The sequence below is a fragment of the Priestia sp. YIM B13486 genome, from assembly GCF_042787865.1.
GTDB classification, from domain to species: domain Bacteria; phylum Bacillota; class Bacilli; order Bacillales; family Bacillaceae_H; genus Priestia; species Priestia megaterium.
On record NZ_JBHZOZ010000003.1, the window covers coordinates 356,672 to 381,715 of the forward strand.

Here is a 25,044-nt window from a genome sequence, read left to right on the forward strand (position 1 = left end):
TTAAAACACCCCCGTAAACTGACAAACCAGCACGACTGCACCTAATATCCAAACGTAAATTGCAAACGTTTTTAATGAATGATGCTTTAAATAATTGATCATCCATTTTACCGCTACATAACCAAATAAAGCAGATGAAAGGGTGGCGACGAATAAAAAGAAAACGGAAAGCTGCTCGACTTCACCTGTGACTACATCTTTTAACTGAAGTAACACCGCTCCGCAAATGGCGGGAGTCGACAATAAAAATGAAAAGTAAGCGGCTGTTTCACGGTCTAATTTTCGCATTAACGCAGCTACCATGGTTAAACCAGATCGAGATACAGCAGGGAATATCGCAGCTGCTTGAAACGAGCCGATAAAAAAGGCATCTCCGTATGAAATATGATCCATTTTTTTATAGCCATTTTTTACGGAATCACCAAACCATAACAGCAGTCCTGTCGCAAGAAATTCCCAGCCGATCGTTAAGCCAGATTTAGAAATACTGTCAAAATAGTCTTTGAACAAAAGACCAATCGCAACTGCAGGGATCGTTCCTATCACTAAAAGCCCTGTAAGCTTGCTAAAAGGATGACGAATAATATGCCATAGCTCACGCTTATAAAAGACAAATACAGCAAGCAGAGTGCCCATATGCAGCATCGTATCTAGATACAATCCTGCATCGTCTAAGCCAAATAAGTGGCGCCCTAAATACAAATGTCCCGTGCTGCTTATCGGTAAAAACTCTGTAAGCCCTTGAATGATTCCCAAAATAAATGCTTCAAACCACGACATCTTATCACCTCATACAGCGTGTCCTTATTAGTAGTGTATAGAGGAAGTTCTGAGAACATGACAAAAACATGGAAGTATAGGCATTCATTTAGTGAAATAAATACATAAAAATAGGTCATAGTATAAGAAGAGACGACCATTCTTATCTCCATCTCATCCACAATGAATGGAAAGAGGTGCTAAAAATGATACGAAAATGGGTGGCTGTATGCGTCGTATTCGCTGCTTTTATTTTTCCGCAGGCAGTAAGTGCTGAACAGCCAAAAGTAGAGATATTTCAAATTGAAACGGGCAGAGTCGTTCGTTCAACGCTCAAACCTCCAAATGTTCAAAAAGAAGCTGAAAAAAGTATTGCGTCCATTACTGGTTTATATAAAAAGGCAAGTCCGCTTCCTAAAAAAGGCTATCTTGTTAAAGTACCTCTTGATCCAGCCGTAAAAATTGAAAATAATGCGGTCAACACGCTGGCAAGTGAAGTTATTTTTGTTCTTGAGCCGAATCAAAAGCCAATCATGATGGTATTTGACAATGAAAATAGAACCTATTTTTTTGAATTCACTCATGATTTAACTCTTCTCAGAAAAGCATTACAGCTATAAGTCATCGAAATGATGGCTTTTTTTTACATAGACAGTTGACAGTTTATTATGATAAATGTAATATATTTAGAAAAGTCAGAAATAATAAGGGGGAGAATTATGTGATAGCTCTACGACCGTTCTCCAAAAAAGACTTTAAACAGCTAATGGATTGGATTCCCTCCGAGTCATTTATGGTGCAATGGAGCGGCTCTAGCTTTTCTTTTCCGCTGACTCCTAGACAGTTAAAACACTACATTCGATATGCTAATGAAGATGGTGCTTCTACCTATGCTTTTTCCGTCATAGATGAAAATGAACAGCTTATTGGGCATATTTCTCTTGCTCATATTGATTATTATCATAAAACAGGAAGAATTGGCCGAGTGCTGCTTGGTGAAAAGTATAGAGGAAAAGGGCTTTGCTCGCACATGTTTGAAAAAGTGTTAGCTTTCGGTTTTGAAGAACTGGGTCTTCACCGAATTTCGCTCGGCGTCTTTGATTTTAACGAGGGGGCGATTCAGTCCTATGAACGAATTGGCTTTACACGCGAAGGCCTTCTTCGAGATGTCCGGCTTGTAGATGGACAGTACTGGAGCTTAATTGAAATGAGTATGTTAGAAAGTGAATGGGCACAGCGTGATGTGCATCAAAAATCAAGCTAAAATCTACTAGTGAAAAGCCAGCTTCTCAACAAGCAGGCTTTTTTGACATATGCTTAAATTTCTCTAAAAAGGTATAAATTTTCATTCATTAAGGCATATAGAGAGTAAGTGACGTGTAAAGGAGACCGTATGAATGAAAAAATACAAAATAGGGATCTTAGCGGCATGTATTTTGCTTTTAGGAACCGCTGGATTTGGAATTGCCTATCAACAGCAAACATCTGCTAAAGAGCAGCCTCACTCGTTTAATGTACTAGTTATGGGCGTAGATGAAAGGCCAGGAGATACAGGCCGCTCAGATGTATTAATGGTGGTCAACTTAGATACGAGCCACAATAAAGCAAAAGTTATGCCGATCCCTAGAGATACGCGCGTGCACATTGATGGAAAAGGAACGGATGAGAAAATTAATCATGCTTATCGATACGGAGGCATTCCTTTAACCGTGCGCACGGTTGAGAACTTCTTAGATGTCGATGTCGATTATTATGTGAAAGTAAATATGGAAGGCTTTAAAGATGTAGTAGATGAACTTGGCGGAGTATACGTTAAGAACCCGTTTCCTTTTGTGTTTGATTCATTTATCTTTCCTGAAGGAGAAAATGCGTTGAACGGCGAAAAAGCTCTTGCCTATGTGCGGATGAGACACGAAGATCCAAAAGGAGATTTAGGTAGAAATAATCGCCAGCGCCAAGTAGTGGAAGCTCTATTAGATAAAGGAATGAACATGTCAACGGTGAAAAACATTCCAAGTCTCCTCACGCTTGTAAAGAAGCATATTCGAACGAATATTGATGTCAGCGATGCATTTACGATGTATAACGTTATTAAGAAGGGCCGGCCTGATTTCGAAACGGTAACCGTAAAAGGAGAAGGACAAATGGTAGATGGTACATGGTATTATGTTGTCAAACCATCTGAAAAAAAACAGCTGAGCGCTATGTTTCAACAAACTCATTAATAAGAAAGAGGACTGAAGAAATTCAGCCCTCTTTTTATTCACCAATTTCTTCTTGACGCTGCAAGCAGGAAATTTGTTTTTTCTCTGGATGGACACCAAATGTATAGCCCCACGTTTGCAATTTATCTAGAATGATTTCGTCTTTTTTAAAGCCAAAGATCATCACTACATCTTGGTTTTCATCTAAAAGCAAATACTTTTCATCTTTGCGCCACATCGTTAAGTTTGACGCATAGAAAAGATTCCAGCCGTTATTCATGCGATGACCGGTTGCTTGGTTTTTATAGTTGACAATCATATTTCTTCCTCCATTAGTGAATCTTTCTAAAAGTAAAACTTCAAAGAATATTATAAACGTTCTATTCCTAGAAATCTATTATTTATCCTGTTGAGGGAAAATCGCCGTGATGTTTATAAAATACATGTGATAAAAGATTTAGTATATAGAGATATATTTGGATAAAACGAGAATTAATAAGTAAGAAAACGGAGAAAAGAAGGGTCTAAAAGCGTATATAATTGAAAAAATTATAAGTTATCTAGCTTTAAAGACTTAAAAACACGCTTTTCAGACCATGGATATGCTTTTTCAAATTTCTACCTACAAGAAAGAAGGCAGAGGCGCGAAATGTGTAGGTGAATCTAAATGAGTTTACGGTAAACATGAGGCCCCAAAACGTGGTACACGCTAGAAAAGGGGGAAATTCAACGATGTCAAAAAAAGCGCTATGGATTAAAAATGCTTCGCAAGTTGTAACGGCCAAAGAAAATAAAGGTCCTTTAGCTGGAAAAGAAATGAGAAACTTAACGGTGATTGAAAATGGCTCAGTCTGGATAGAAGGAGACCAAATTGTGACCGTAGGTACAACAAAAGAGCTAGAACAAAAATATGAAAGGGAAAGAAATGACGCAACGATTATTGATGCTTCGCATAAAATTGTGACTCCGGGTCTGATTGATCCCCATACACACGCTGTGTACGCTGGCTCGCGTGAAGAAGAATTTTATAGGCGGTTTGAAAGGCCAACTTCTTACTTGGATTTATTAGAAGAAGGTGGAGGTATTCACTCCACTGTCGTTCAAACACAAGAAGAGTATGCGTACCGGATTTATCAGCAGAGCTATGAGCGTCTTACGTCTTTTCTAGCTCACGGAGTCACAACTATAGAAGTGAAAAGCGGGTATGGCTTAGAACTAGAAACAGAACTAAAGCAGCTGCAAATCGCTAAAATGCTGAATGATACGCACGCAGTTGATGTAGTAAGTACCTTTTTAGGCGCACACGTCGTACCTCTTGTATATAAAAAAGATACGCAGAAATACGTCAATTTACTTATTCACGAAATGATTCCTCAAATTTCTTCTTATAAGCTTGCAGCATTTAATGATGCTGTATGTCTTCCAAATGCTTTTTCATTCAAACAATGTCAAGAAATACTAGAAGCCGGGAAAAGCCATGGCATGCTTCCTAAAATACATGCCGACCCCTTTGAATACTGCAGAGGAGCGGAGCTCGCAGCAGAGGTAGGAGCGATATCAGCAGATTATCTTTTGTATGCTTCTGATGAAGGATTAAAGAAACTGGCTGAAAAACGGATCGTAGCGACACTTTTACCGGGGAATTCCTTATTTGTTGGAATGAAATGGCCAGATGCTAGAAAAATGATCGATTTAGGCGTTCCGGTTACTCTTTCTACAGACTGCAATCCAGGTTCATCTCCAACGACTTCACAGCAATTTGTGATGAACCTGGCATGTATGAATATGAACATGAGTCCTGAAGAAGTGCTTGTAGCCACAACTATTAACGCAGCTCATGCTATTAATCAAGGAGATAAGATTGGGAGCATTGAAGTCGGAAAACAGGCTGACTTAGCGATTTTTAATGTCTCTAGTTATCGAACCCTTCAATATCAGTATGGCTTAAATCATATTGACTGCGTAGTAAAAAAAGGAGAAGTAGTTGTAGAAAACGGAAAAGTTTTGTAAAAGAAGTTTATAGAAAAAGAGAAAAGGGTAAAGAATAGAGAATTTGTCACACATGCAAAGGCAGGGAATTTAGATATGATTACAAAACAAAATGTTATTCCATTACTAAAAGAAGCTTGCCCATCTTTTGAGCCAAGCGAAGAAGTGGACCTCAACGATAAAGACGAGCTGCAGCATGAATTAAGCCGTGTTGCAGGTCATTTAATCTCTCTTGAATATAACGGCCAGCTCCAGCGTGAACCGGACGTATTTGAAGCGATTGAACAGCTGTATATAGAAGGTGAAGCTGATGTGAAAGAAGCTGTTACAACGGGACTCTTTCAAGCAATGCATGAAATGATTATAGATCAGCAAATTAGCCCAGAAGAAATTGGAATGCTATTAAAACCTCACTCACTGAAGTGGTGGAAAACGATTGACCATTTTAGCGAAAACAGTGGTGAACAGTAAGGAAAAAGAACGTCATGGAGACATGATGTCCGTGACGTTCTTTTCTTTTACTGTTCTTTTTTCAGCTGTCTCTCTAAAATAAAAGGGCCGAACGGAATAACCGACATAAGAAACGCAAATAAAGAGCGGCCGATTGACCATTTATGCGCGAATTTTACATGAACGACTGCAAGAGCGTACAGCACAAAAAGTGCACCGTGTGCTGCGCCTACAACTGATACAGCTTCTGGTATGCCTGCTGCATATTTTAGCGGCATAGCAATGCCAAGCAGCAGTAAAAATGAAATTCCTTCTAAAATTCCTACTAAACGCAGGCGACCGATTGGTGATGTAAGAACCATGTTTTCTCCTCCCGTAACGACGGAATAAATTTCTGTATCAATGACAAAAATGTACCATAGCGAGCTCTTCATATACAAGCATCATTTGTATCTGTCACAAAAAAGTCGAAAACGCTTTAATTTGCTCTATAGAAGTGTTTTGTTTAAAAAACTGACATACTCTTGTGATGCAAGGGATAAAAGAGCACACTACGTGTTGACAAGTTATTTTAATTATTTTATATGTATAGTATCGAAAACGTATGAGAGGATTTTTTACCATGACAAACCGAAAACAGCAGAGAGAGAAAATTTTAGATGCTGCTTTTGAAGTGTTCGGATCCAAAGGCTACTATGAAGCAAAAATGATTGATATTGCTAAACTAGCAGGTGTATCTAAAGGAACGCTTTACTTGTACTTTTCGTCTAAAGAGTCGCTTTATATCGCTGTGAACAATCGTTCGTTTGATGAGTTTTTGTATCATGCAAAGCGAAGAACGGATGAATGCCAAACGTTTCATGAAAAGCTGTATTCAATTGCGAAGCATCATCTGCTCTTTTTTTACGAAACTAAAAAATATCCCGACTCTTTTTGGCAAGCCCCACACCAAATGCCAGAAATGATGGGTCGTCTTCATCAATTTTTTGAGGATTATCACGGGCTTGTTGCTAAATTGATTGAAGAGCAGAAAATAAAAAATGCTTTTTTACACTCAAAAGCGTTTTGCAGCATGTTAAATGGGTATAGGATGGATATCGTTTCCGATGATGATATAACAGAAGAAGATATCATGAACTATGCGGAGTTCATTGTGAACTTATACATTGAAGGCTGCTACTTTGAGACCTAAAAATGACTCGTCGGTACTGGTTGATAATGGAGGGATATGATGGATACCAGCAGCACAGTGATTAATTTTTCATATTTTCAAGAACAAATCGTTACCAAGGTTAACACAGACAATACCCTGCCGTTTTCTCTTGGATTTAGTAAAGGTGGACTTGTGGCAGAATGTCCATGGAGACTAAAAAACAAACGCAGCATCTTGCTTGGTCAAGCGGACTGGAAATCGCTACATTCTGCCGAGCAGCGTCAGCAAGTCGAAGCGCTGCTGCTTGGCCAGCACATTATTTCTATACAGTGGTATGAAGATATCGGTATACTTCGAATTACATTTTCTAATGGGTATGCGCTAGATATGTTTCACGACAGCTCGTTTTTTGAAGGTTGGGATTTATATGGTCAAGATGGCTTTTCCTTTATCTCGCTTCCAGGGGGAGCGTGTGACCATCAAATTTCAGTTTGTATAGACAGTTCATCAGCACATGAAAGGAGGTGAGTTTTTTTGTGAAAAACTGACCCGTGGGTACTCTAAAATTGTTGAAAAATTAAGACGGGTCTGCAGCTATTAAAGGATGAAGGCTTCTCAAATAACTTAGTTACGTAACGGAGGAAAAAGATGAATTTTTTGACGAGATTTAGTTTGAAAAATGCGGTAGCTGTGTTTATCGTTTCATTTTTACTTATTTTAGCGGGGCTATATTCATTTTCAAAACTAAAAATTGATTTACTGCCGAATATCGAATTTCCGCAGCTGTCCATTGAAGCAACGTATCCCGGGGCTTCTCCTGATGACGTAAATGAAAACGTCACGTCGAAAATCGAAGACCAAGTGAAAGGAATTGAAGGAATTAAAAGCGTACAAAGCGTATCGTATGAAAACGTTGGCATTATTAATTTAGAATTCCCGTTTAATACGGATTTAGATAAAGTTGAACAGCAAATTAACTCGTCGATAAAAGAATTAGATTTACCAGAGTCATCAAATGTAGACGTAAACCGTTTTTCATTTGGTTCATTCCCGATTTTCAACATTTCACTGTTTGCGAAAGATGATGCAAATCTTGAAAAAGTATTAAACGATGAAGTGATTCCTGAATTGAATAAAATTCAAGGTATTAACTCCGTCTCAGTTGGCGGCGTGAAAGAGGACCTTTTACAAATTACGGTCGATAAAGAAAAAGCAGCTCAAGCTGGCTTAACGCTTGATGGGATGAAAGAACAAATTAATCAAAAAGCTGTTTCATTCCCAGCAGGAACATTAAACGGAAAAGAGCTTCAAATTCCAGTGCGAGTAGAAGAAAAAGTTGCGACGATCGATGCATTAAAGAAAATCCAGCTGAAATCTACGATGAATCCTGAAGCAAAGCCTGTGAAGCTTGGCGATATTGCCAAAGTCGAAGCCGTAACAGACCAAGGCGAATATACGCGTTATGACGGCAAAGATGCACTGTCGATGGCCATCACAAAAAAACAAGATGCTAATACGGTTGAAGTGGCGAGCGAAACGATGAAAATTTTGAAAAAATATGACGATCAGTTAGACTACGCAATCGGCTTTGATTCAGCTGACGGCATTGAAAAGTCTGTTGAAACATTAGTACGCGAAGGATTGCTCGGAGCATTATTTGCATCACTTGCCGTGCTGATTTTCTTGCGTAACTTCCGCGCTACGATCATTGCGATTATATCGATTCCATTATCGCTGTTAGTATCAGCTATTTTCTTAAACCAGCTTGATATTTCACTTAACATTATGACACTAGGCGGAATGGCTGTAGCCGTTGGGCGCGTAGTGGATGACAGTATTGTTGTGATTGAAAATATTTTTAGACGCGTTCGCCGTTCAGAAGAAGGCATGAGCAACGAGCTTGTCGAATCGTCCACAAAAGAGATTTTAAAAGCCATTACCTCGTCTACCATTACAACGGTTGTCGTATTCTTGCCAATCGGCTTTGTAGGAGGAATTACAGGAGAGTTCTTCTTGCCGTTCGCCTTAACAGTTGTTTTTTCACTGTTAGCATCTCTTCTTGTAGCGATTACAATCGTGCCGATTTTAGCAAAGTTTGCGTTTAAAAAAGTACCGCCTGAAGAAAAAGAAGGAAAGCTGCAGCGCGGATATGCAAAAGCGATTGCATGGTCGCTTAATCATAAAATCAAAATTTTAATTTTATCCTTTATTTTACTGTTTGGCTCATTTGCGCTTGTTCCTTCACTTGGCTTTACGTTTATTCCAAATGAAGAACAAAAGATGCTTCAGGCCAACGTTCAATTACCAGCATCTACATCACTTGAAAAAACAAACGATGTATCTTTAAAAATTGAAAAGATGTTTGCGGATCAAAATGAAATTTCCGATGTGACTACGGAAGTTGGATCACGCGACTTTTCAACAGGTGTAAAACGCCCGAACCAAGTTGGCTATTTCTTGAACGTAAAAGAAGGCGTGAATGTTGATACGTTTATTGATAAAGTTCAAAAGAAAATGGAAAGCATCACGAAAGAAGAATCACCGAAAGCAACAGTTAATGTACAAGAAGCATCAACAGGAGGGCCTCCTACAAATAATAACGTAACGGTTGATTTATATTCTTCTAATTTAGATGACTTGCAAAAGGCAGCTAAGCAAGTGGAAAACCACTTAAACAAAGACAAACGTCTTAAATATGTAACAAATAACTTCTCAGATAAGCAAAAGCAGCTTGTAGTAGAAGTAGATCCTGATAAAGCCGCAGAGTATGGAGTATCTGGATTTCAGCTGCTTGGTACAATCTCCGACCAAACCAAACCAGTATCTGTTGGAGACTTAAAATTAGATAATACAAAACGAGCGGTTCAGCTTTCATACGATAAAGACCTTAGTTCAGTAAAAGAAATTAAAGATCTTCAAGTATTTACAGAACGAGGACCTGTGTTAGTAAAAGATATTGCTGACGTTCGTACAATTGATACGTTCACTTCTATTCAAAAGCTTGACGGCAAAGTATTTGCGCGAGTGGAAGCAGACATTAAAGGCGATGATGTTCAAGCTGTGACCAAAGATGTTGTAGATGGAGTGAAAAAGTTAGACTTGCCAAAAGATGTGAGCTTGGACGGTGGAGGCGGAAGCGACGAGACAGTGGAAGTCTTCCAATCTCTAGGTCTAGCTATTTTAACAGCAATCGGCCTTGTGTATTTAACGATGCTCGTTACGTTTGGAAAAGCGCGTATTCCATTTATCATTTTATCGTCACTCATTTTTGTGCCAATCGGTTCGTTAGTTGGTCTAGTCCTTGCAAAAGAACCGCTGTCTGTCAGCGTCATGATTGGATTCTTAATGCTGATTGGAATTGTTACAACAAACGCGATTGTGCTTGTAGATCGAATTACCCAAAATCGTGAACAAAAAGGCATGACGATCCGCGAATCCCTTATTGAAGCTGGGAAAACGCGCTTGCGTCCAATTTTAATGACGGCATTTGCTACCATTGCTGCATTAATTCCGCTGGCGCTTACTACATCAAGCGGAACGCTGATTTCAAAAGGCTTAGCTATCACGGTAATCGGAGGGCTTGCGTCATCTACCCTTCTTACCTTAATTATTATTCCAGTGGTATACGAACTCTTCTTCCCAAAGCAAGTGAAAAGAGAAAAACAGCTGGAAAAAGAAACGACATAAGAACTATTTTCTAATAGAGGAAAATATGACCATAGACTATATGTTATAATAAAAGTACGTTTTAACCCCTTATATTATAGAAAAAGAAGCGGCGCTTTCGAGCGCCGCTTCTTTTTTATGTAAAATCATTATTTACAAAAAATGATTAAATGTCTTGTATGGAGGGAAAGAGTGTTAACAGGAAGCTTTACTATATCATCGTAGAGTTATCTAAAAAACATACAAAGTACAGGAGTGTCGTTTTCGTGAGTTCAACAAAGAAAGTTGTATTTATCAGTTCCATTATTTTAAATGTCCTTTTCCTAGGTGTTTTTGCTTTTTATGCTACAAGCAGCAGCGCAATGAAAAATCCGCTGTCATCTAAGGATTCATCTAAGCAAAGCTATAGAGATAATCCTTATTACATTGAACGGACCACTTTGTTTAAACAATTAAGTATTCCTAAAGAGTCGATCGTATTTCTCGGTGATAGCATTACCCAGCGCTCTGAATGGAGCGAACTTTTTCATAATAAGCAGATTGTCAATCGAGGCGTAGCCGATGATACAACAGAAGGGGTATTGCATCGTTTAAAAAGTATTACAGATGCTAAGCCAAAAAAGATTTTCTTAATGATTGGCATTAACGATTTAAACGAGCAAAAATCTGTAAAAAAAACCAAAGCCAATTATACTGAAATTCTTGAACGTATTCATAAAGAATCACCGAATACAAAAGTCTACATTCAAAGTGTACTGCCCGTGAACAATAAAAAATGCGGCGACGCAGTGGACAATAAAGATGTTATCGCATTAAATAACTATTTAGAGCGTCTAGCTAAGAAACACAAAGATTCTTACATTGATCTGTATTCGAAAGTATCTACACATAATCAGTTAAAAAGTAATTTCACGGTTGATGGTCTTCATTTAAAAGGCCAAGGCTATGCTATTTGGAAACAAGAGGTTCAGGCATACGTAAACCAATAAAAAAAGCGCTCCGGAAGGAGCGCTTTTTTTAGATAAGCTCTGGTAAATGTTTTTTAGCATCGTATTCGACAAGAGACTCGCCGTTTTTAATGCGCTGTAAATAATCAGGATTTGAAATCAGCGGGCGGCCAATAGCAGCTACGTCGATCCAGCCGGCTTGAAGCGCTTTTTCAGCTGATTCAGGCGTTAAGTCACCTACACCGATAATCGGTCCATCCCAGTACTTACGCGTAATTTCATAAAGATTTTGACCGTTTTGAACATCTTCATAAAAATCCAGCATAGACGGATGGATGATCTCAATTCCTGTTTCTTTAAATGCTTCTGTATACGTTTGAATAGCTTTTTCAGTATCATCCCAGCGGTAGTCTGGTTTATCAAGCTTATGAGGAGAGAAGCGAATCACAACGCGCTCTTTTCCAATGGCGTCGATAACAGCGGAAATCACTTCTTTCATAAACGTTAATCGCTGTGCAAGGTCGCCTCCGTATTCATCAGTGCGTTTATTAGACCAGTCTGAATTAAACTGATCGATCAAATAGCCGTGAGCACCGTGAATTTCAACGCCGTCAAATCCTGCTTCAATGGCATTTTTAGCGGCTTGGGCATACTGTCCCACAACTTCTTTAATATCTTCTTTCGACATTTCTTCAGGCTCTTCATAGGGCTTGCGGAAACGAGGCACTTGGCCTTGTGCTGCAATAGCGGAAGGGGCCTGAGGCTTATGCCCATTGATTAACCCGGAATGACTCAAGCGGCCAACGTGCCAAATTTGAGCAATAATCGTGCCGCCTTCTTCATGAACAGCTTCTGTGACAGGCTTCCATGAATCAATTTGTTCTTGGGTATAGATACCCGGAACGCCAGGATTTCCTTTTGCGCGTTCGCTGATAACAATTCCTTCACTAATAATTAAGCCAATACCATCCTTTGCGCGGCGGCGGTAATAGTCTACAACGTCTTGACCGACTACGCCTGTCTCTGGATCAGCAAAGCATCTTGTCATCGGTGCCATTGCTGTACGAGTGTGTAAATCAAATGCTTCAATGTTTGTTGGTTGGAATAGTTTTTCAAATTTACTCATTTTATATTCAGCTCCTTAAGAGGAAAGTATAGCTGCGAACGTTTTGCAGCGGGTTCAGTTTATTGTAACAGGGGATTTGTTTTATCTTCAAACATTTCGACTTCCGAAAAAAGTTCAAAAAAAAAGCCGGCTGTCTTTACAGCCAACTTTTACAACATTAATGCTGTTTGTTAGGAAGTTTTTTCTCAGGATGCCCAGTAGCTTGACCCTGCTTATTTTTGCGCTGCTTTTCTTGATTATCGTTCAGCTTTTGAACAAATTCATTTGTGTTTTCCATATTATCTAAACCTCCTTTATGAGCTTTCCCTGTTACTATAACCCATTGCACTCAAAAACATGACGCCAATCCGCTAAAAGCCGCTCCATATATACACCGGTATATAGAAATTAATAGGAAAATCGTGTATACTGTTGTAAAAATAATGTTAATGTTTCGTGAGTTTATAATTTCTTATTCATTCATGAACAAGAAAAGGTGTTACGCAATGAGTGATTTTTTTAGCGGGAAAGAAATGTCGTTTATTTTAATTTTGACATTCAGCGTGTACATATTTGTCTGGAATGTGCCCCTTCAGGCGACAAATGCCATGATGATCTACTTTATCCTGCTGTTTTTGTATACAGTCAGTAAGCTGCTTTTTTCTCCTCAGTTCCGACAATTTCCGCTTGTTAAGGTGCTATTGGCCATTTTATTCGTTCTTATGCTGGCTGAAATAATCGTTGCTTACAGCACTCATAGCATAAAGATTACAGATTTAAATCATATTTTCGATTATTTCAGTCATATGGATTTGTATTCATAGTATGTATAGCAAAAAAAATGATTTACGACGAAATCCTCTCTGAGTTCTGGCTGTGCTTTTTTATATTTTTTACACACTGCTTGCACAAGGAAAGAGAAAGAGTACGTTCTTTGACCAAAAGATCAGGGGAATGCCAAATTTCTTTGAATAGCTCTGTTAAGATGCTTTCGCAAGCATGTGGATCTTTTACTGCTGAATAGACAAGACGATACAAAAGCGATTCATATCGATTGTAAAGCTGATGAAGTGCTTCTTTCTTTCGGATTTTTATCTCTTGAATGAGTAAAAGATCATTGTTCATAACCGAGCCCCTTCGAAAATCAATTATAGTTCATTGTACCCTTGTTAAGATGAGTATAAACACCTAAAAAGGAGAGGCTTATGAGCTACGTAGTATCAAAAAAACAAGGCAAAATATTCAACGAGATATCTTGGGGAAAGTGAGAGACCGCCTGCAAGCTTTGCTCATTACGTATCCAAATGGGCTGATAAACTTATTGTAGTTGGATGTACATTGATTTTCCTTACAGTCGTCAGTTTGCTAATCATTGGCATATATACAGTTTGTACATGGCTGTTTTTATAAAGAAAAGGTGCACATCTGTGCACCTTTTCTTTATGAATGCTGTTTTATTAAGTAATTGACAATTTTTTTAGCTGCTGCAGCCGGTCCAGATGCCTGCTGGAAACTTGCGTTGATTTCTTTAATTCCTTTTTTATAGCGATCGTCGCGGACAACTTCTTCAACTGCACTCCTTAAAAGAGAAGCATTTACCGTTTCTTTTGCTAAGCGATACCCGGCGTTTAGTTCCACGAGCCTTTGAGCGACGAGAGGCTGATCTTTCCCATGAGGTAAAACGACTAACGGTACGTTAAAATGAATACTTTCATTTACGCTGTTCATACCTCCGTGCGTGATAAAAACATCAGCTTCTTTTAACACGTCAAGCTGGGGAACATAGGGCGAAATAAGAAAATGCTCTGGTGCTTTTTTTATTTTTTTTAAATCAGCTCGGTCTCCTGCTGCAATCACAACTTTTCCTTCAAAGTCGCTAAATGCGTCGATGCAAAGGTTGAAAAAGCCTTCTACATCATGAAGCACCGTTCCCATTGAAATATAAAGAACTTTTTCGTTCTTTAGCTTTTCTAGCGGAAAATCGTGAGAGCCGTGACGCTTTGGAAAGCTTGGCCCAATAAATAAACACGAGTCGTCAAAATGTTCATGAAGCGGCTGAAAAAAGCGGCTTGTATATACGACCGTTAATTCGCCTTCATTGTTCATAAATTGAAGCAGATTTTTAGGTTCTACCCCAAACTGGTTTTTTAGCAAGCTGAGCCCGTACTGAGCTTTTTCGTCAGGTTTAAATGGAACGTCTGAATCGGGATGCAGAGGCATCATTGCTAAGCGTTCTTTTGGCATTAAAAAAGAAGCGGATGATACAATCCCGGGAATCCGCAAATAATCACGGACTAATTCGCCTGCTCCAAACTTGTCGTAAAACACAAAGTCAAAGTCAATTTTTTTTGATAACGTATGAACAAGCTTCAGCGTATCTAAAGACGTTTGGATGTGGATATTTAAAAAAGCGTTGATTCCTTGAGGAGTTTCAGGCTTGATGGATACACCGCTTAAGAAGTCCCGGTGAGTGTGTACGATAGCTCCGGCGTTTTCAAGACGCTCTTTAAAACGCTCGGTCGTAATGTAATGAACGGTATCACCTCGGTCTGAAAAAGCTTTTACCATTCCAAGCGTTGGGTTTACGTGACCTTCAGCGGGAAAATTGATCATTAAAATGTTTGCCATTTTTTCACTTCACTTTCGGTAAGATTTCTTCAAGCGTAATCAAATATAAGGAAGTTGACAACTAATTTGGCTAGCTCATTTATCTTTTCAAACCCTATCTTTGTGTGTAAAATGTGAAAAAATATAACTTTTTTCCTAAAAAATAACATCATTAAGCGGAGATTATGGTAGAATTTTGAGAGCACTAGAGAGAAAGAATCATTTTTGGAGGTTACTATTTTGAGTACGTTATCAACAAATTCAGAACCGGTTTTAAAGCTTAAAAAGAAAAAAGAGTTTACTTACTTCACGCTGCTTCTATTTATCGTGTTGGGCTTTGGTCTGCAGATTATAGCTGGAATTGGAGTAGCTATTTACGATAAAGTTACGGGGTCAAATATGACGGGAATTTTATTAGAAGGACCATATGCTCTGCTGGTAGACGCGGCGTTTTTTCTAGGTGTTGCCGTGCTGTACAGGCCTGTGCGCAGATTTTTAAAGCCTATGTGGAACTTCTCAGTATTAAAAGAAAGAAAAACGTATGTATATATTGTAGTAGGCTTTTTAATTGTAGCCGCGGTGCAGTACGTGATGCTTTCATTTTTAAACGTAGAAAGCGCAGATCAGCAGCAAAAGGATTTAAATCAAGGCAGTTTTAATCAAACGCTGCTTTCGAGCTGGATATTTTTTATAAGTGTAGCAGTTATCACGCCTATTAAAGAAGAACTGCTTTACAGAGGTGTTTTATGTGGTTTCTTAACCAAACGCCATCACGTGCTTGTGGGCGTTTTCGTTTCCGCTCTTGTATTCGGCCTTTTACATATTGGCTTTCCGATTACAGCTACCGTCATGGGACTTGTCTTTGCCATTATTTATTATCGAACAAAATCTATTTTCCCATCTATGATTTTACATATGCTGTGGAATGGATTAGTGAGCATAACTGTGTTCTTTTAAAAGCCGCTTAAGCGGCTTTTTTATTTGGATAAAGACGCAGAATGCTTTACGCGAATTTTCCCAACTATTAATAATCCAAGAGGGTAAAATAGTCCAAATAGCAGACTGTACGGAATCCACGTATCTCTGTCCCACGTTTGTTCATATGGAATGCTTGGATACACGATAAGTGAAAATGTAACGGCAATAATGCCTAGCGGAAGAGTTAAAACTCGGTAGTTTTTTAATTCAAGAATTTGAGCGAGTCCAGAAACGGTCGCATAATAGTAGAGAGATGTTTTAAAATAAAGAGATAAAAACCACATAATAGCCATAATTACTTCAATGTTTTTTAGAAAATCCGCAACTTCGATCCGTCTTGCAAGCTCATAACTTGGATATAAAGCAATACGTGTATACGTATTTCCAAGTACAAGAATGCCAAGCAATAAAATAATAATCATAATGCCTCCGCCGATTAAGCTTCCCGTAAAAAAAGCCCGGTTCCGCTGGTCTGGTTCCGCTACGTGAGCAGGGAAAACGGTTAGCAATACAATAAAAGTGAGAGACGTAATGCTTGTAAATACCAGAATAGATCTGATAATAGGCTTAACGCCTACCTCTAACAAAGGCTGCAAATTCTCATAATGAATTTGAGGGAAGATCGAAAAAACTAAGATTAAGAACGGAATAACAAACCAAGGAAAGAGAATTTCAGCACAGCGGGCAATCGTTTCAATGCCAAGCCGAACGCCGACAATCACAATTCCCATAAACAAAATATGAACAGCAAGCATAGGTGTTTGAATAATAATGCGAGTTGTTAGAAACGAGCCCACGTAAAACAAAACTTGACTGCAAAAAAGAAGAGTAGAAGCGACAAATAAAAGAGAGACAAACTTTCCTAGCCACTTTCCTAAAATGGCTTCGTTTAGTTCTATCAGGGTTTTATTCGGATAAAGGCTAGAGAGTTTGATATACATCCATACCAGTAAAACGCCTACACCTACGCCTAAAATAGCTGGAATCCATGCCTCTTGTTTAGAATCAGCGGTTAAGCTTCCAGGCACGACTAAAATAGTATCGCCTAAACTATAAAAAATGACGAGTATTCGAAACTGTGCTGCGGATAATTTCATCTGACGATGCAAGTTGTTCACTTCCTTTTACTTCAACAGACTGAACAAAAAATCACTAAAAGGTTTTAATAAAAAAGCAATGCCGTCCCCGGGGTTGGGGATTTCAACACCGCCGTATTTTAAACTAACAATCAAAATACTTACTGTGAACAAACTCCAAAACATTCGCTTTTCTTTTTTACTGTTCACTTTTTTTAAATAAGGTATTTCTACTAAACAAACAGCTGCACAAAGTAAAAAAATCCCTAAAAATATAAGCATGTATCAACCTCAATTAGTAACCCTTTAAAAATGATGAAGGGATGTTAAAGACGCCTGTGTTTCAAAGATAGTATGATCCAAAAAGGTTTCATTTATGAAAAGTAAGACTAAAGGCAGGGCAAAACCGTGTTATAATGACCAAGTTGAGCGTTATAATAGAAAAAACATCATGATTACAAACAAGTAGATACATAACAAGGTAAGGATGGGAGAGAGATATATGGCAGATGAGCTCAAAAAAATGCTAGATGACAAAGAAAAGGTGCAGCTTATTATCGCCGCTGTTGTCATGCTTGGAGGCCTGGTCGTTTTGTTAAAAAGTGTTGCAACAGGGCAGGCCATGGGTCAAAAATGGCTCGAAAGTCAAGGGAACGCAGACACGGATCTGTATCTTGAAACGATAAAAAGCTACATACACCTGTATCAAATTGTGGGTGGCGTCATGTTTGGAGGAGGCCTTCTCACGTTACTTCGTGCTAAACTAAAGAAATAAAGCGTCAGCAAAATAAAAGATCATAGTCCAAAAGAAGTGTCATATCTTTTTAATAACTTAAAAAATAGTGAAAAGGAGTTATGTATGAATAATGAAGAAAATACACCGGCTTATCATCTGTTTATGATGATAGGAGCGCTTGCTATGCTGATTTTTGGTGTTGTCGGTTTCTTTATTCAGTATCCTGCTACGTTAAGTTTTGTGATGTGTATTGGCGGAAGTATCATATTTTTGCTGCATTTATTTGAATATATGAAACCTAAAAATGAACTATAGCATCTTCAAACGAGGAAATCTAGAAGCAAAGGAAGATGAGAAATGCGGAAACACCGTACGTATGAAACGCTAGTTGATCTTTATCAAAAAAGCGCCAAAATTCATTATGAAATCGATTATCGAGATAAAAAATCTGTAAAAAAAGGCAATCGAGCTGCAGAAGATATGAAAAAAATTGCGCAGCTCATTCATTTATACTATCCAGGCATGCTGTTTGAATTTGCAACACTGCTGACGAATCCTACTTATCGAATTGATTTATGGGCTGCACATCATATTTTAGAAATCATGAGCTATTCACCAATGCTTGAGGACAATGCGCTTTCCGTCATTGAACGCTACGCCGATGAAAATGATTTTACAGCTTTAGGAAATCGCATGTGGTTAGATCAGTGGAGAGAAAAACAGCGATAAAACTCGGCTAAGCAAACAAGAATAACCAAAAGGAAGATAGGTATATGAGTTTACGTACATTAAAGAACGGTATAGGCGTCAGCATTCGAGAAGCAGCACCAAAAGACGCAGAGAAAATGATTGCTTTTTACAACCGGGTAGGAGGAGAAAGTGATTTTCTTTCATTTGGAGAAGGTGAGTTTCTTACACCCCTTTCAGAGTACGAACTGTTTTTAGCTTCTGTAAAACAAGAGCAAAATGCTCTTATAATTGTGGCTGAAAAAGAAGAGAAAATCATTAGTATCGCATCCATCACCTCGTCTCAAAACCCGCGTAATAAGCATGTGGGAACCCTCGGTATTGTAGTAGAGAAATCTTATAGCGGGCTAGGGTTAGGCAGACAGCTAATGATTGAGCTGATTGAATGGGCACGTACGAATAAACAAACAAAAAAAATCGAACTTGTGACGCGAGAAGATAACCAAAGAGCTATTTCTTTATACAGGGAGCTAGGGTTTCAAACAGAAGGATTAAAAGAAAAAGACACCTATATAAATGGCGTGTACTATAATACAATGCTTATGGGTCTTCACTTATAAAAAGAGGCTGGGCAAAAGTATATTAAGTGAATGAAAATCCGAACGATGAATCGTTCGGATTTTTTCATTGTGGTGATGAACATAAGCTTCATATAGGCAGGTGCTTCTAGCGGTTTTGGAGGCTCAGCGGCGCCCGCGGAACGCGAAGCCTTGGACGGAAATCAACAGCGGCGGAACAAGCAGGTCAGATCATATATGCCAGTTGTTCGTCTTTAGATTGAATTGATTTAGTTATATCTCATTGTCTTTTTGTTTATTGTTTTTAGCGTCTGCAAATACACTCATCGCCTCGTTCATAAATTTGGCTAATCCTTTTCCGTAGCGGTCAATGGTAGTTGTAAATCGCTCATCTTGCACATACATTTCTCCGAGACCTTTAAAGGCTTCTAATGAATACGTTCCAAAGTTCTCATTTAAAAATTTATACCATTTCCCAATAGCTTTTTGAGCTTCTGTAGAGGATGGTGACAGATCACGAAGCGAAGCTAGGTGAGTGTAGATACTTTCCCATTCGTTTGACATGTGCTGCTGTTCTTCTTGTGAGAAGCTTTGTACTTTTTCATTCGCTTCATCTACCCGCTGGTTTCCCCAGCGCTTCCGTGCTTCTTCTTCGTATGGGTTATGAGAAAAATCCAGTCCTTTAAACCGCTCTTTTTCGTTCATTTCAATCGCTCCTTCTTCATATTGAATCGTTTTATTAATGGTTACAATCATTTGATCGAGCCGACTGCGTTTTTCAATCAGCATGTTTTTTTGCAGTATCAATGCTTCTGTGCGATTAAACGTCGGGTCTGTTATAATCTCGTGAATTTGTTTTAAAGGGAAGCCAAGTTCTTTAAAAAATAATATTTGTTGAAGCATATCGAGATTAGCCGCTGAATAAAGCCGATAGCCGGATTCACTAACGGCATCAGGTTTTAATAGCCCGATTTCGTCATAGTGATGCAGCGTGCGGACGCTGATTCCTACTAAGTCAGCAACTTCTTTTGTTTTTCTGTTCATTCTTTCATCTCCCTTCTGAAATCTACTATAAAATATAACGCAGCGTAAGGGTCAATACTAAAAAAGAAATAATTGACTTTTAGTTTATATGCATTTATATTTAATTAGCATTAACTATTTATGACATGAAATAAATAAGCAAGCCTGGAGGAATAGATGTGACAAAAAGCAATCAGTATCTTGGAGAGATTCGTTCATCGCTTCAAGTGCTATTTGAAAAAATGCAGCCCGAAATGATGGAGAGCCTAAATGAGCATGAGATGACTCCTACGCAATTATTTGTTCTTTCTTATTTAAAGAAAGTAGGGAGCAGTAAGGTTTCTCAAATTGCAGAACTCATGGATGTCAAACCGAGCGCCGTGACTCTTTTAGTGGATCGTCTCGAACAGCACAATTTTGTTGTAAGAGAACATAATAAAGAGGACAGACGAGTCGTTGATATTACCTTAACGGAATTTGGGTATCGCAAGCTTGAAGATGTGCTGAATGGTCGAAAAGCCATTATGGACCGCTATCTTTTGCATTTAACAGAAGAAGAGCTTTCTATGATGGCTTCTATTACGAAAAAGCTTGCAACGTCAGCTGCTTCTTATAAAGATAAGCAGCAGTAACAAAAAAGAGGAGAGACACACGATGGAAAATCAAAAAAATTCAAAGCGCACGCTCTTATTAATTGGGTTAATTATTGCGATGTTCTTTTCTGCACTTGATGGAACCATTGTCGGAACAGCTATGCCAAGAATCGTAGGAGATCTTGGTGGATTGAGCATGATGACATGGCTGACAACAGCCTATTTATTAACGTCGACAACAGTTGTTCCGATTGCAGGAAAGCTCGCTGATTTAGTAGGACGCAGAGTAATTTATGTTACAGGACTTATTATTTTTATGGTTGCTTCTGCTCTATGTGGAATGGCAAATAATATGACAGAGCTTATTTTATTCCGTGCATTACAAGGAATTGGCGGCGGCGTTATGATGCCGATGGCAATGATTGTAATCGGTGATTTATTTACAGGAAAAGCACGAGCAAAATTTCAAGGAGTATTCGGAGGAATTTACGGTCTTGCTTCTGTCATCGGTCCACAAATTGGCGGATGGATTGTTGATTCACTGAACTGGAAATGGGTGTTTTACATCAACTTGCCGGTAGGGATACTCGCTACCGTTTTTATTGCCCTGGGACTTCAAGGAAAGAAACATACGGGACCTGTGAAATTCGATGTAGCCGGTATGTTCACAATGGTTATCGGAGTAGTGAGCTTGCTTTTGGCCCTGAGCTTTGGAGGAAAAGACTACGACTGGAACTCTTGGCAAATTATTAGTCTATTTACACTTGCTGTTGTGGGAATCATAAGCTTTATTATTGTGGAAAAGAAAGCGAAAGAGCCGATTCTTCCGATGTATTTATTTAAGAACCGAACGTTTACGCTTTTAAATATCATTGGCTTTTTTATGAGCATCGGCATGTTCGGAGCCATTACGTTTGTTCCGTTCTTTATGCAAGGAATCGTTGGAGTCAGCGCCTCGGAATCCGGTACCATTATGACACCGATGATGATTTCAATGATTGTAACAAGTATTATTGGAGGGCAGCTTGTTTATAAAGTTGGAATCAAGCCTCAAATTGTTACGGGTATGCTCATTATGGCAGGAGGGTTCTTCTTGTTAACAACATTAGACCTTCATACTAGCAAACTTGTTGCCACTTCTTATATGGCCATAATCGGTTTAGGAATGGGTCTTGTGATGCCAATTTTAACACTTGCTCTTCAAGAGAGCTTTTCAAAAGAAGAGCTCGGTGTGGTTACATCATCAAGTCAATTTTTCCGTTCAATTGGAGGAACGTTCGGTATTACCATTTTAGGAGCGGTGATGAATGCAAAATCAGGTACGCTTCTTACTGACAAACTCGTTCCATATTTAAACACATTGCCTGCTCAAGCAAGTGCTTTTGCGGACGGGTTTAAAAAAGCGATTGATACGAATCCTGAAAGTGTGCTGCAGATGCTGTTTAGCCCTGAGGCGCTAAAGAGTATTCCAGCTGCGCTTTCAGACAGCATTGTGCCAATTTTGAAGACCTCGCTAATGAGCGCATTGCACAGCGTCTTTTTCATGGGCTTAGCTTTTATTATTTTAGGAGCGGTATGCACATTGTTCTTAAGGCAGATCAAGCTTTCAAATAAAAAAGCCGAAGAAAAACCAGAAGAAGGCATTGCTGAAGTAGAGCCATCACGTTAAAAAAAGCGCACAAATTTGTGCGCTTTTTTCTATATTAACTAGTTGTTTCATTAGGCTTACGAAGAAAAGGGGATTGTTTAGACGTGTCATACGAAATTTGATCAAGCAAATACGTTAAATATAAGTTCAGTTCAAACCGATCTTCCGACACAAAATCTGTAAGCGCTTGCTTATTATCTTTCCACATGAGAATTCCTCCTTAATTTTACATACTAATGAATGGATTTAATATCAGAAAGCTGAAGGGAAACAACGGCTTCATTTTCGTCTTTTACGGATAGAATTTGCTGATGGAGATTTAAGTTGTGCACGCGGCCTTTGCACGTTTGCAACGTTCCATCTTTATAGTAAGAAACAGTTATCGTCCCACTTTTCGTTAATTCTCGTAAAAACATTCGAGAAGCCTCCTTAAAAAAGATTACCTGATTTAAAAGCCAGTCCTTTCATTTGAGATGAGCAAAAGGGAATTTTATGTACTGCAAGCTTCCCTTTATATTCTCCAACGTGTATGAATAGATCGAATAAAAGGTTGCTAGCCCACCTATAAACTGTCCTAAATTTCAGAATATACTGTCTTTTCCGTATAGTGTTTTTTAAAAGGATTAATGTTACATTTATTATGTAACATTCTGATGAGAAAGAAAACCGTTTCTACAAAACTTCTCTAAAAATTACAAAATATTCATATTCATGTGAAGGATGTAGAATGAACAAATATAGAAGTAACTGTGTTTATAAAAAACGTAACTACAGCTTCAATTATTAATGATCTTAATACTAGTTATCAATTATATGTATTTTACTAATTTATTCTTCTCCGATAAAATGCAGGTAGACGAATTTGATAAGAATTTTCTAATGATTTATATAATTAAATTTGATATAATCTATAGGAATAATAATGTATGAAGGGAAACATCATTGATTAATTAGACACAGGTATTAAATGTTGTTGAAGATGATTCGTAAAAGCATACATATTTAAATTATATATTTTTGTGAGGTGGACAGTGTTGCAACTTAAGGTAGTAAACAGCCCTTTTAATCAAGAACAAGCAGATTTGCTTAATCGCCTTCTGCCGACATTAACAGAAGCACAAAAAATGTGGTTGAGCGGTTATTTAACAGCATCTCAATCTACGTCTGCCGAAGGAACGCCAGACGTTTCTACAGCAGCGCCTGCTCAAACGAACCAGACAGTTTCAAAAGACGTAACGATTCTTTATGGATCACAAACAGGAAATGCTCAAGGACTTGCTGAAAATACAGGCAAAACGCTTGAAGCAAAAGGCTTTAATGTAACCGTATCTTCTATGAATGATTTCAAACCAAATAATTTAAAGAAACTTGAAAATTTATTAATTGTCGTAAGTACACATGGAGAAGGAGAGCCGCCTGATAATGCGCTATCTTTCCATGAATTTCTTCACGGCCGTCGAGCGCCAAAACTTGAGAACTTCCGTTTCTCTGTTTTATCGCTTGGAGACAGCTCATACGAATTTTTCTGTCAAACAGGAAAAGAATTTGATGTGCGCTTAGCAGAACTTGGCGGTGAAAGACTGTATCCGCGCGTTGACTGTGATTTAGATTTTGAAGAGCCCGCAAATAAATGGCTTAAAGGTGTTATTGATGGATTAAGCGAAGCGAAAGGACACAGCGCTTCGGCAGCTGTTCCAGCGGAAGCTCCTGCAGGAACTTCACCATATTCAAGAACAAATCCTTTTAAAGCAGAAGTGCTTGAGAACTTAAACTTAAACGGCCGCGGATCAAATAAAGAAACGCGACACTTAGAACTATCTCTAGAAGGTTCAGGTTTGACGTATGAACCAGGAGACAGTTTAGGTATTTATCCTGAAAATGACCCGGAGCTTGTTGATCTTCTTCTTAACGAATTCAAGTGGGATGCAAGTGAAAATGTAACGGTTAATAAAGAAGGAGAAACGCGTCCTCTTAGAGAAGCGCTAATCTCTAATTTTGAAATTACCGTTTTAACAAAGCCGCTTTTAAAGCAAGCAGCTGAGCTTACTGGAAACGATAAGTTAAAAGCGCTTGTAGAAAATCGCGAGGAATTGAAAGCATACACACAAGGCCGTGATGTGATTGACTTAGTTCGTGACTTCGGCCCATGGAACGTATCGGCACAAGAGTTTGTAGCCATTTTACGTAAAATGCCAGCGCGCCTTTACTCGATTGCAAGCAGCTTATCAGCAAACCCTGATGAAGTTCATCTAACAATCGGAGCGGTACGCTACGAAGCGCATGGACGCGAGCGTAAAGGTGTTTGTTCCGTCCTATGTTCAGAACGTTTGCAGCCAGGCGATACGATTCCTGTATATCTTCAAAGCAATAAAAACTTTAAGCTTCCTCAAGATCAAGAAACGCCAATTATTATGGTAGGACCTGGTACAGGTGTGGCTCCGTTCCGCTCATTTATGCAAGAGCGTGAAGAAACAGGGGCAAAAGGCAAGTCATGGATGTTCTTTGGAGATCAGCACTTCGTAACAGACTTCCTTTACCAAACAGAATGGCAAAAGTGGTTAAAAGATGGCGTACTGACAAAAATGGACGTGGCGTTTTCACGCGATACTGAAGAAAAAGTATACGTACAAAACCGTATGCTCGAACATAGTAAAGAATTATTCCAATGGTTAGAAGAAGGCGCATCTTTTTATGTGTGCGGAGATAAAACAAATATGGCACGCGACGTGCACAACATGCTAGTTGAAATTATCGAAACAGAAGGCAAGATGAGCCGTGAACAGGCGGAAGGTTACCTTGCTGAAATGAAGAAACAAAAACGTTATCAGCGTGATGTATACTGAGG

Annotated in this window: 29 protein-coding genes and 1 pseudogene; 18 read left to right on the plus strand and 12 right to left on the minus strand. The window is 38.7% G+C overall.

Annotation, left to right across the window (positions count from 1 at the left end; genetic code table 11):
• A complete protein-coding gene (locus ACFX4G_RS10165) occupies window positions 1-780 on the minus strand; it encodes an undecaprenyl-diphosphate phosphatase (RefSeq protein ID WP_025751115.1) in 780 nt (259 codons plus the stop codon).
• Between the two features lie 185 nt (window positions 781-965).
• Between ACFX4G_RS10165 and ACFX4G_RS10170 the strand changes: the two genes are divergently transcribed.
• The 3 genes from ACFX4G_RS10170 to ACFX4G_RS10180 all read left to right on the plus strand — a co-directional run bounded on the left by ACFX4G_RS10170 (window position 966) and on the right by ACFX4G_RS10180 (window position 2,984).
• Window positions 966-1,379, plus strand: coding sequence for a hypothetical protein (locus ACFX4G_RS10170; protein WP_377574428.1), 414 nt, complete (start codon window positions 966-968; stop codon window positions 1,377-1,379).
• 101 nt (window positions 1,380-1,480) lie between these two features.
• Window positions 1,481-2,023, plus strand: a complete 543-nt coding sequence (locus tag ACFX4G_RS10175; RefSeq protein ID WP_377574431.1) for a GNAT family N-acetyltransferase — start codon at window positions 1,481-1,483, stop codon at window positions 2,021-2,023.
• Window positions 2,024-2,156: 133 nt separating this feature from the next.
• The gene (locus ACFX4G_RS10180; protein ID WP_043981441.1) at window positions 2,157-2,984 is read left to right on the plus strand and encodes an LCP family protein; all 828 of its coding nucleotides are present in this window, start codon (window positions 2,157-2,159) and stop codon (window positions 2,982-2,984) included.
• A gap of 34 nt (window positions 2,985-3,018) precedes the next feature.
• Here ACFX4G_RS10180 and ACFX4G_RS10185 read toward each other — a convergent pair whose 3' ends face one another.
• Complete coding sequence (locus ACFX4G_RS10185; protein ID WP_013057818.1) at window positions 3,019-3,282, minus strand: hypothetical protein; 264 nt, start codon at window positions 3,280-3,282, stop codon at window positions 3,019-3,021.
• Between the two features lie 413 nt (window positions 3,283-3,695).
• Here ACFX4G_RS10185 and hutI point away from each other — a divergent pair, with 413 nt between their 5' ends.
• Together hutI and ACFX4G_RS10195 are read left to right on the plus strand one after the other, a co-directional pair.
• Window positions 3,696-4,973: an imidazolonepropionase gene (gene hutI, locus ACFX4G_RS10190; RefSeq protein WP_097825259.1), complete on the plus strand. Its 1,278-nt coding sequence runs from the start codon at window positions 3,696-3,698 to the stop codon at window positions 4,971-4,973.
• Between the two features lie 75 nt (window positions 4,974-5,048).
• Window positions 5,049-5,423, plus strand: a complete 375-nt coding sequence (locus tag ACFX4G_RS10195; RefSeq protein ID WP_013057816.1) for a DUF7674 family protein — start codon at window positions 5,049-5,051, stop codon at window positions 5,421-5,423.
• Window positions 5,424-5,470: 47 nt separating this feature from the next.
• Here the strand turns inward: ACFX4G_RS10195 and ACFX4G_RS10200 are convergent, their stop codons facing one another.
• Window positions 5,471-5,764 carry a DUF3817 domain-containing protein gene (locus tag ACFX4G_RS10200; protein WP_013083888.1) on the minus strand — a complete coding sequence of 98 codons (294 nt, stop codon included), beginning with the start codon at window positions 5,762-5,764 and terminating at the stop codon, window positions 5,471-5,473.
• 260 nt (window positions 5,765-6,024) lie between these two features.
• Here ACFX4G_RS10200 and ACFX4G_RS10205 point away from each other — a divergent pair, with 260 nt between their 5' ends.
• From ACFX4G_RS10205 to ACFX4G_RS10220, 4 genes are all read left to right on the plus strand, one after another.
• Window positions 6,025-6,594 carry a TetR/AcrR family transcriptional regulator gene (locus tag ACFX4G_RS10205; RefSeq protein ID WP_016764786.1) on the plus strand — a complete coding sequence of 190 codons (570 nt, stop codon included), beginning with the start codon at window positions 6,025-6,027 and terminating at the stop codon, window positions 6,592-6,594.
• A gap of 39 nt (window positions 6,595-6,633) precedes the next feature.
• Window positions 6,634-7,083: a DUF6188 family protein gene (locus ACFX4G_RS10210; RefSeq protein WP_043981443.1), complete on the plus strand. Its 450-nt coding sequence runs from the start codon at window positions 6,634-6,636 to the stop codon at window positions 7,081-7,083.
• A 120-nt stretch (window positions 7,084-7,203) separates the two neighbouring features.
• Window positions 7,204-10,242, plus strand: a complete 3,039-nt coding sequence (locus ACFX4G_RS10215) for an efflux RND transporter permease subunit (protein WP_377574434.1) — start codon at window positions 7,204-7,206, stop codon at window positions 10,240-10,242.
• A gap of 245 nt (window positions 10,243-10,487) precedes the next feature.
• Complete coding sequence (locus ACFX4G_RS10220) at window positions 10,488-11,210, plus strand: GDSL-type esterase/lipase family protein (protein ID WP_097825256.1); 723 nt, start codon at window positions 10,488-10,490, stop codon at window positions 11,208-11,210.
• Between the two features lie 28 nt (window positions 11,211-11,238).
• Here ACFX4G_RS10220 and ACFX4G_RS10225 read toward each other — a convergent pair.
• A pseudogene (locus ACFX4G_RS10225) lies at window positions 11,239-12,279 on the minus strand (alkene reductase); the annotation flags it as partial.
• A gap of 172 nt (window positions 12,280-12,451) precedes the next feature.
• Window positions 12,452-12,571 (minus strand): DUF4023 domain-containing protein, encoded by a 120-nt coding sequence (locus ACFX4G_RS10230; protein ID WP_013057809.1) that lies wholly within the window; start codon window positions 12,569-12,571, stop codon window positions 12,452-12,454.
• Window positions 12,572-12,779: 208 nt separating this feature from the next.
• Here ACFX4G_RS10230 and ACFX4G_RS10235 point away from each other — a divergent pair, with 208 nt between their 5' ends.
• On the plus strand, window positions 12,780-13,097 hold the full coding sequence (locus ACFX4G_RS10235; protein ID WP_013057808.1) for a hypothetical protein: 318 nt from the start codon (window positions 12,780-12,782) through the stop codon (window positions 13,095-13,097).
• Between the two features lie 22 nt (window positions 13,098-13,119).
• Here the strand turns inward: ACFX4G_RS10235 and ACFX4G_RS10240 are convergent, their stop codons facing one another.
• Both ACFX4G_RS10240 and ACFX4G_RS10245 read right to left on the minus strand, forming a co-directional pair.
• The gene (locus tag ACFX4G_RS10240) at window positions 13,120-13,398 is read right to left on the minus strand and encodes an RNA polymerase sigma factor (RefSeq protein WP_028409216.1); all 279 of its coding nucleotides are present in this window, start codon (window positions 13,396-13,398) and stop codon (window positions 13,120-13,122) included.
• A gap of 315 nt (window positions 13,399-13,713) precedes the next feature.
• Window positions 13,714-14,901, minus strand: a complete 1,188-nt coding sequence (locus ACFX4G_RS10245) for a macrolide family glycosyltransferase (protein WP_377574439.1) — start codon at window positions 14,899-14,901, stop codon at window positions 13,714-13,716.
• 219 nt (window positions 14,902-15,120) lie between these two features.
• Here ACFX4G_RS10245 and ACFX4G_RS10250 point away from each other — a divergent pair, with 219 nt between their 5' ends.
• Window positions 15,121-15,837, plus strand: coding sequence for a CPBP family intramembrane glutamic endopeptidase (locus tag ACFX4G_RS10250; protein WP_377574442.1), 717 nt, complete (start codon window positions 15,121-15,123; stop codon window positions 15,835-15,837).
• Window positions 15,838-15,857: 20 nt separating this feature from the next.
• Here ACFX4G_RS10250 and ACFX4G_RS10255 read toward each other — a convergent pair whose 3' ends face one another.
• Window positions 15,858-16,967: a GerAB/ArcD/ProY family transporter gene (locus ACFX4G_RS10255; protein WP_025751128.1), complete on the minus strand. Its 1,110-nt coding sequence runs from the start codon at window positions 16,965-16,967 to the stop codon at window positions 15,858-15,860.
• 15 nt (window positions 16,968-16,982) lie between these two features.
• Complete coding sequence (locus ACFX4G_RS10260; RefSeq protein ID WP_043981449.1) at window positions 16,983-17,216, minus strand: hypothetical protein; 234 nt, start codon at window positions 17,214-17,216, stop codon at window positions 16,983-16,985.
• 220 nt (window positions 17,217-17,436) lie between these two features.
• On the opposite strand from ACFX4G_RS10260, the gene ACFX4G_RS10265 reads away from it, so the two are divergent.
• From ACFX4G_RS10265 to ACFX4G_RS10280, 4 genes are all read left to right on the plus strand, one after another.
• The gene (locus tag ACFX4G_RS10265; protein WP_025751130.1) at window positions 17,437-17,709 is read left to right on the plus strand and encodes a hypothetical protein; all 273 of its coding nucleotides are present in this window, start codon (window positions 17,437-17,439) and stop codon (window positions 17,707-17,709) included.
• 84 nt (window positions 17,710-17,793) lie between these two features.
• Window positions 17,794-17,985, plus strand: a complete 192-nt coding sequence (locus ACFX4G_RS10270; protein WP_014459359.1) for a hypothetical protein — start codon at window positions 17,794-17,796, stop codon at window positions 17,983-17,985.
• Between the two features lie 42 nt (window positions 17,986-18,027).
• Entirely contained in the window at window positions 18,028-18,399 is a 372-nt protein-coding gene (locus ACFX4G_RS10275; RefSeq protein ID WP_013057801.1) for a hypothetical protein, read from the plus strand.
• Between the two features lie 44 nt (window positions 18,400-18,443).
• Window positions 18,444-18,977 carry a GNAT family N-acetyltransferase gene (locus tag ACFX4G_RS10280; protein ID WP_230183430.1) on the plus strand — a complete coding sequence of 178 codons (534 nt, stop codon included), beginning with the start codon at window positions 18,444-18,446 and terminating at the stop codon, window positions 18,975-18,977.
• Window positions 18,978-19,208: 231 nt separating this feature from the next.
• On the opposite strand, the gene ACFX4G_RS10285 is transcribed toward ACFX4G_RS10280, so the two are convergent.
• On the minus strand, window positions 19,209-19,979 hold the full coding sequence (locus ACFX4G_RS10285; RefSeq protein WP_230183431.1) for a MerR family transcriptional regulator: 771 nt from the start codon (window positions 19,977-19,979) through the stop codon (window positions 19,209-19,211).
• A 158-nt stretch (window positions 19,980-20,137) separates the two neighbouring features.
• Between ACFX4G_RS10285 and ACFX4G_RS10290 the strand changes: the two genes are divergently transcribed.
• Complete coding sequence (locus ACFX4G_RS10290) at window positions 20,138-20,590, plus strand: MarR family winged helix-turn-helix transcriptional regulator (RefSeq protein ID WP_097825250.1); 453 nt, start codon at window positions 20,138-20,140, stop codon at window positions 20,588-20,590.
• Between the two features lie 22 nt (window positions 20,591-20,612).
• On the plus strand, window positions 20,613-22,220 hold the full coding sequence (locus tag ACFX4G_RS10295; protein ID WP_377574447.1) for an MDR family MFS transporter: 1,608 nt from the start codon (window positions 20,613-20,615) through the stop codon (window positions 22,218-22,220).
• Window positions 22,221-22,254: 34 nt separating this feature from the next.
• Here the strand turns inward: ACFX4G_RS10295 and ACFX4G_RS10300 are convergent, their stop codons facing one another.
• Window positions 22,255-22,407, minus strand: coding sequence for a hypothetical protein (locus ACFX4G_RS10300; protein ID WP_013057796.1), 153 nt, complete (start codon window positions 22,405-22,407; stop codon window positions 22,255-22,257).
• Window positions 22,408-22,432: 25 nt separating this feature from the next.
• Window positions 22,433-22,615: a YolD-like family protein gene (locus ACFX4G_RS10305; RefSeq protein ID WP_013057795.1), complete on the minus strand. Its 183-nt coding sequence runs from the start codon at window positions 22,613-22,615 to the stop codon at window positions 22,433-22,435.
• A gap of 618 nt (window positions 22,616-23,233) precedes the next feature.
• Here ACFX4G_RS10305 and ACFX4G_RS10310 point away from each other — a divergent pair.
• On the plus strand, window positions 23,234-25,042 hold the full coding sequence (locus tag ACFX4G_RS10310) for an assimilatory sulfite reductase (NADPH) flavoprotein subunit (RefSeq protein ID WP_377574450.1): 1,809 nt from the start codon (window positions 23,234-23,236) through the stop codon (window positions 25,040-25,042).
• The last annotated feature ends 2 nt before the right edge of the window (window positions 25,043-25,044 follow it).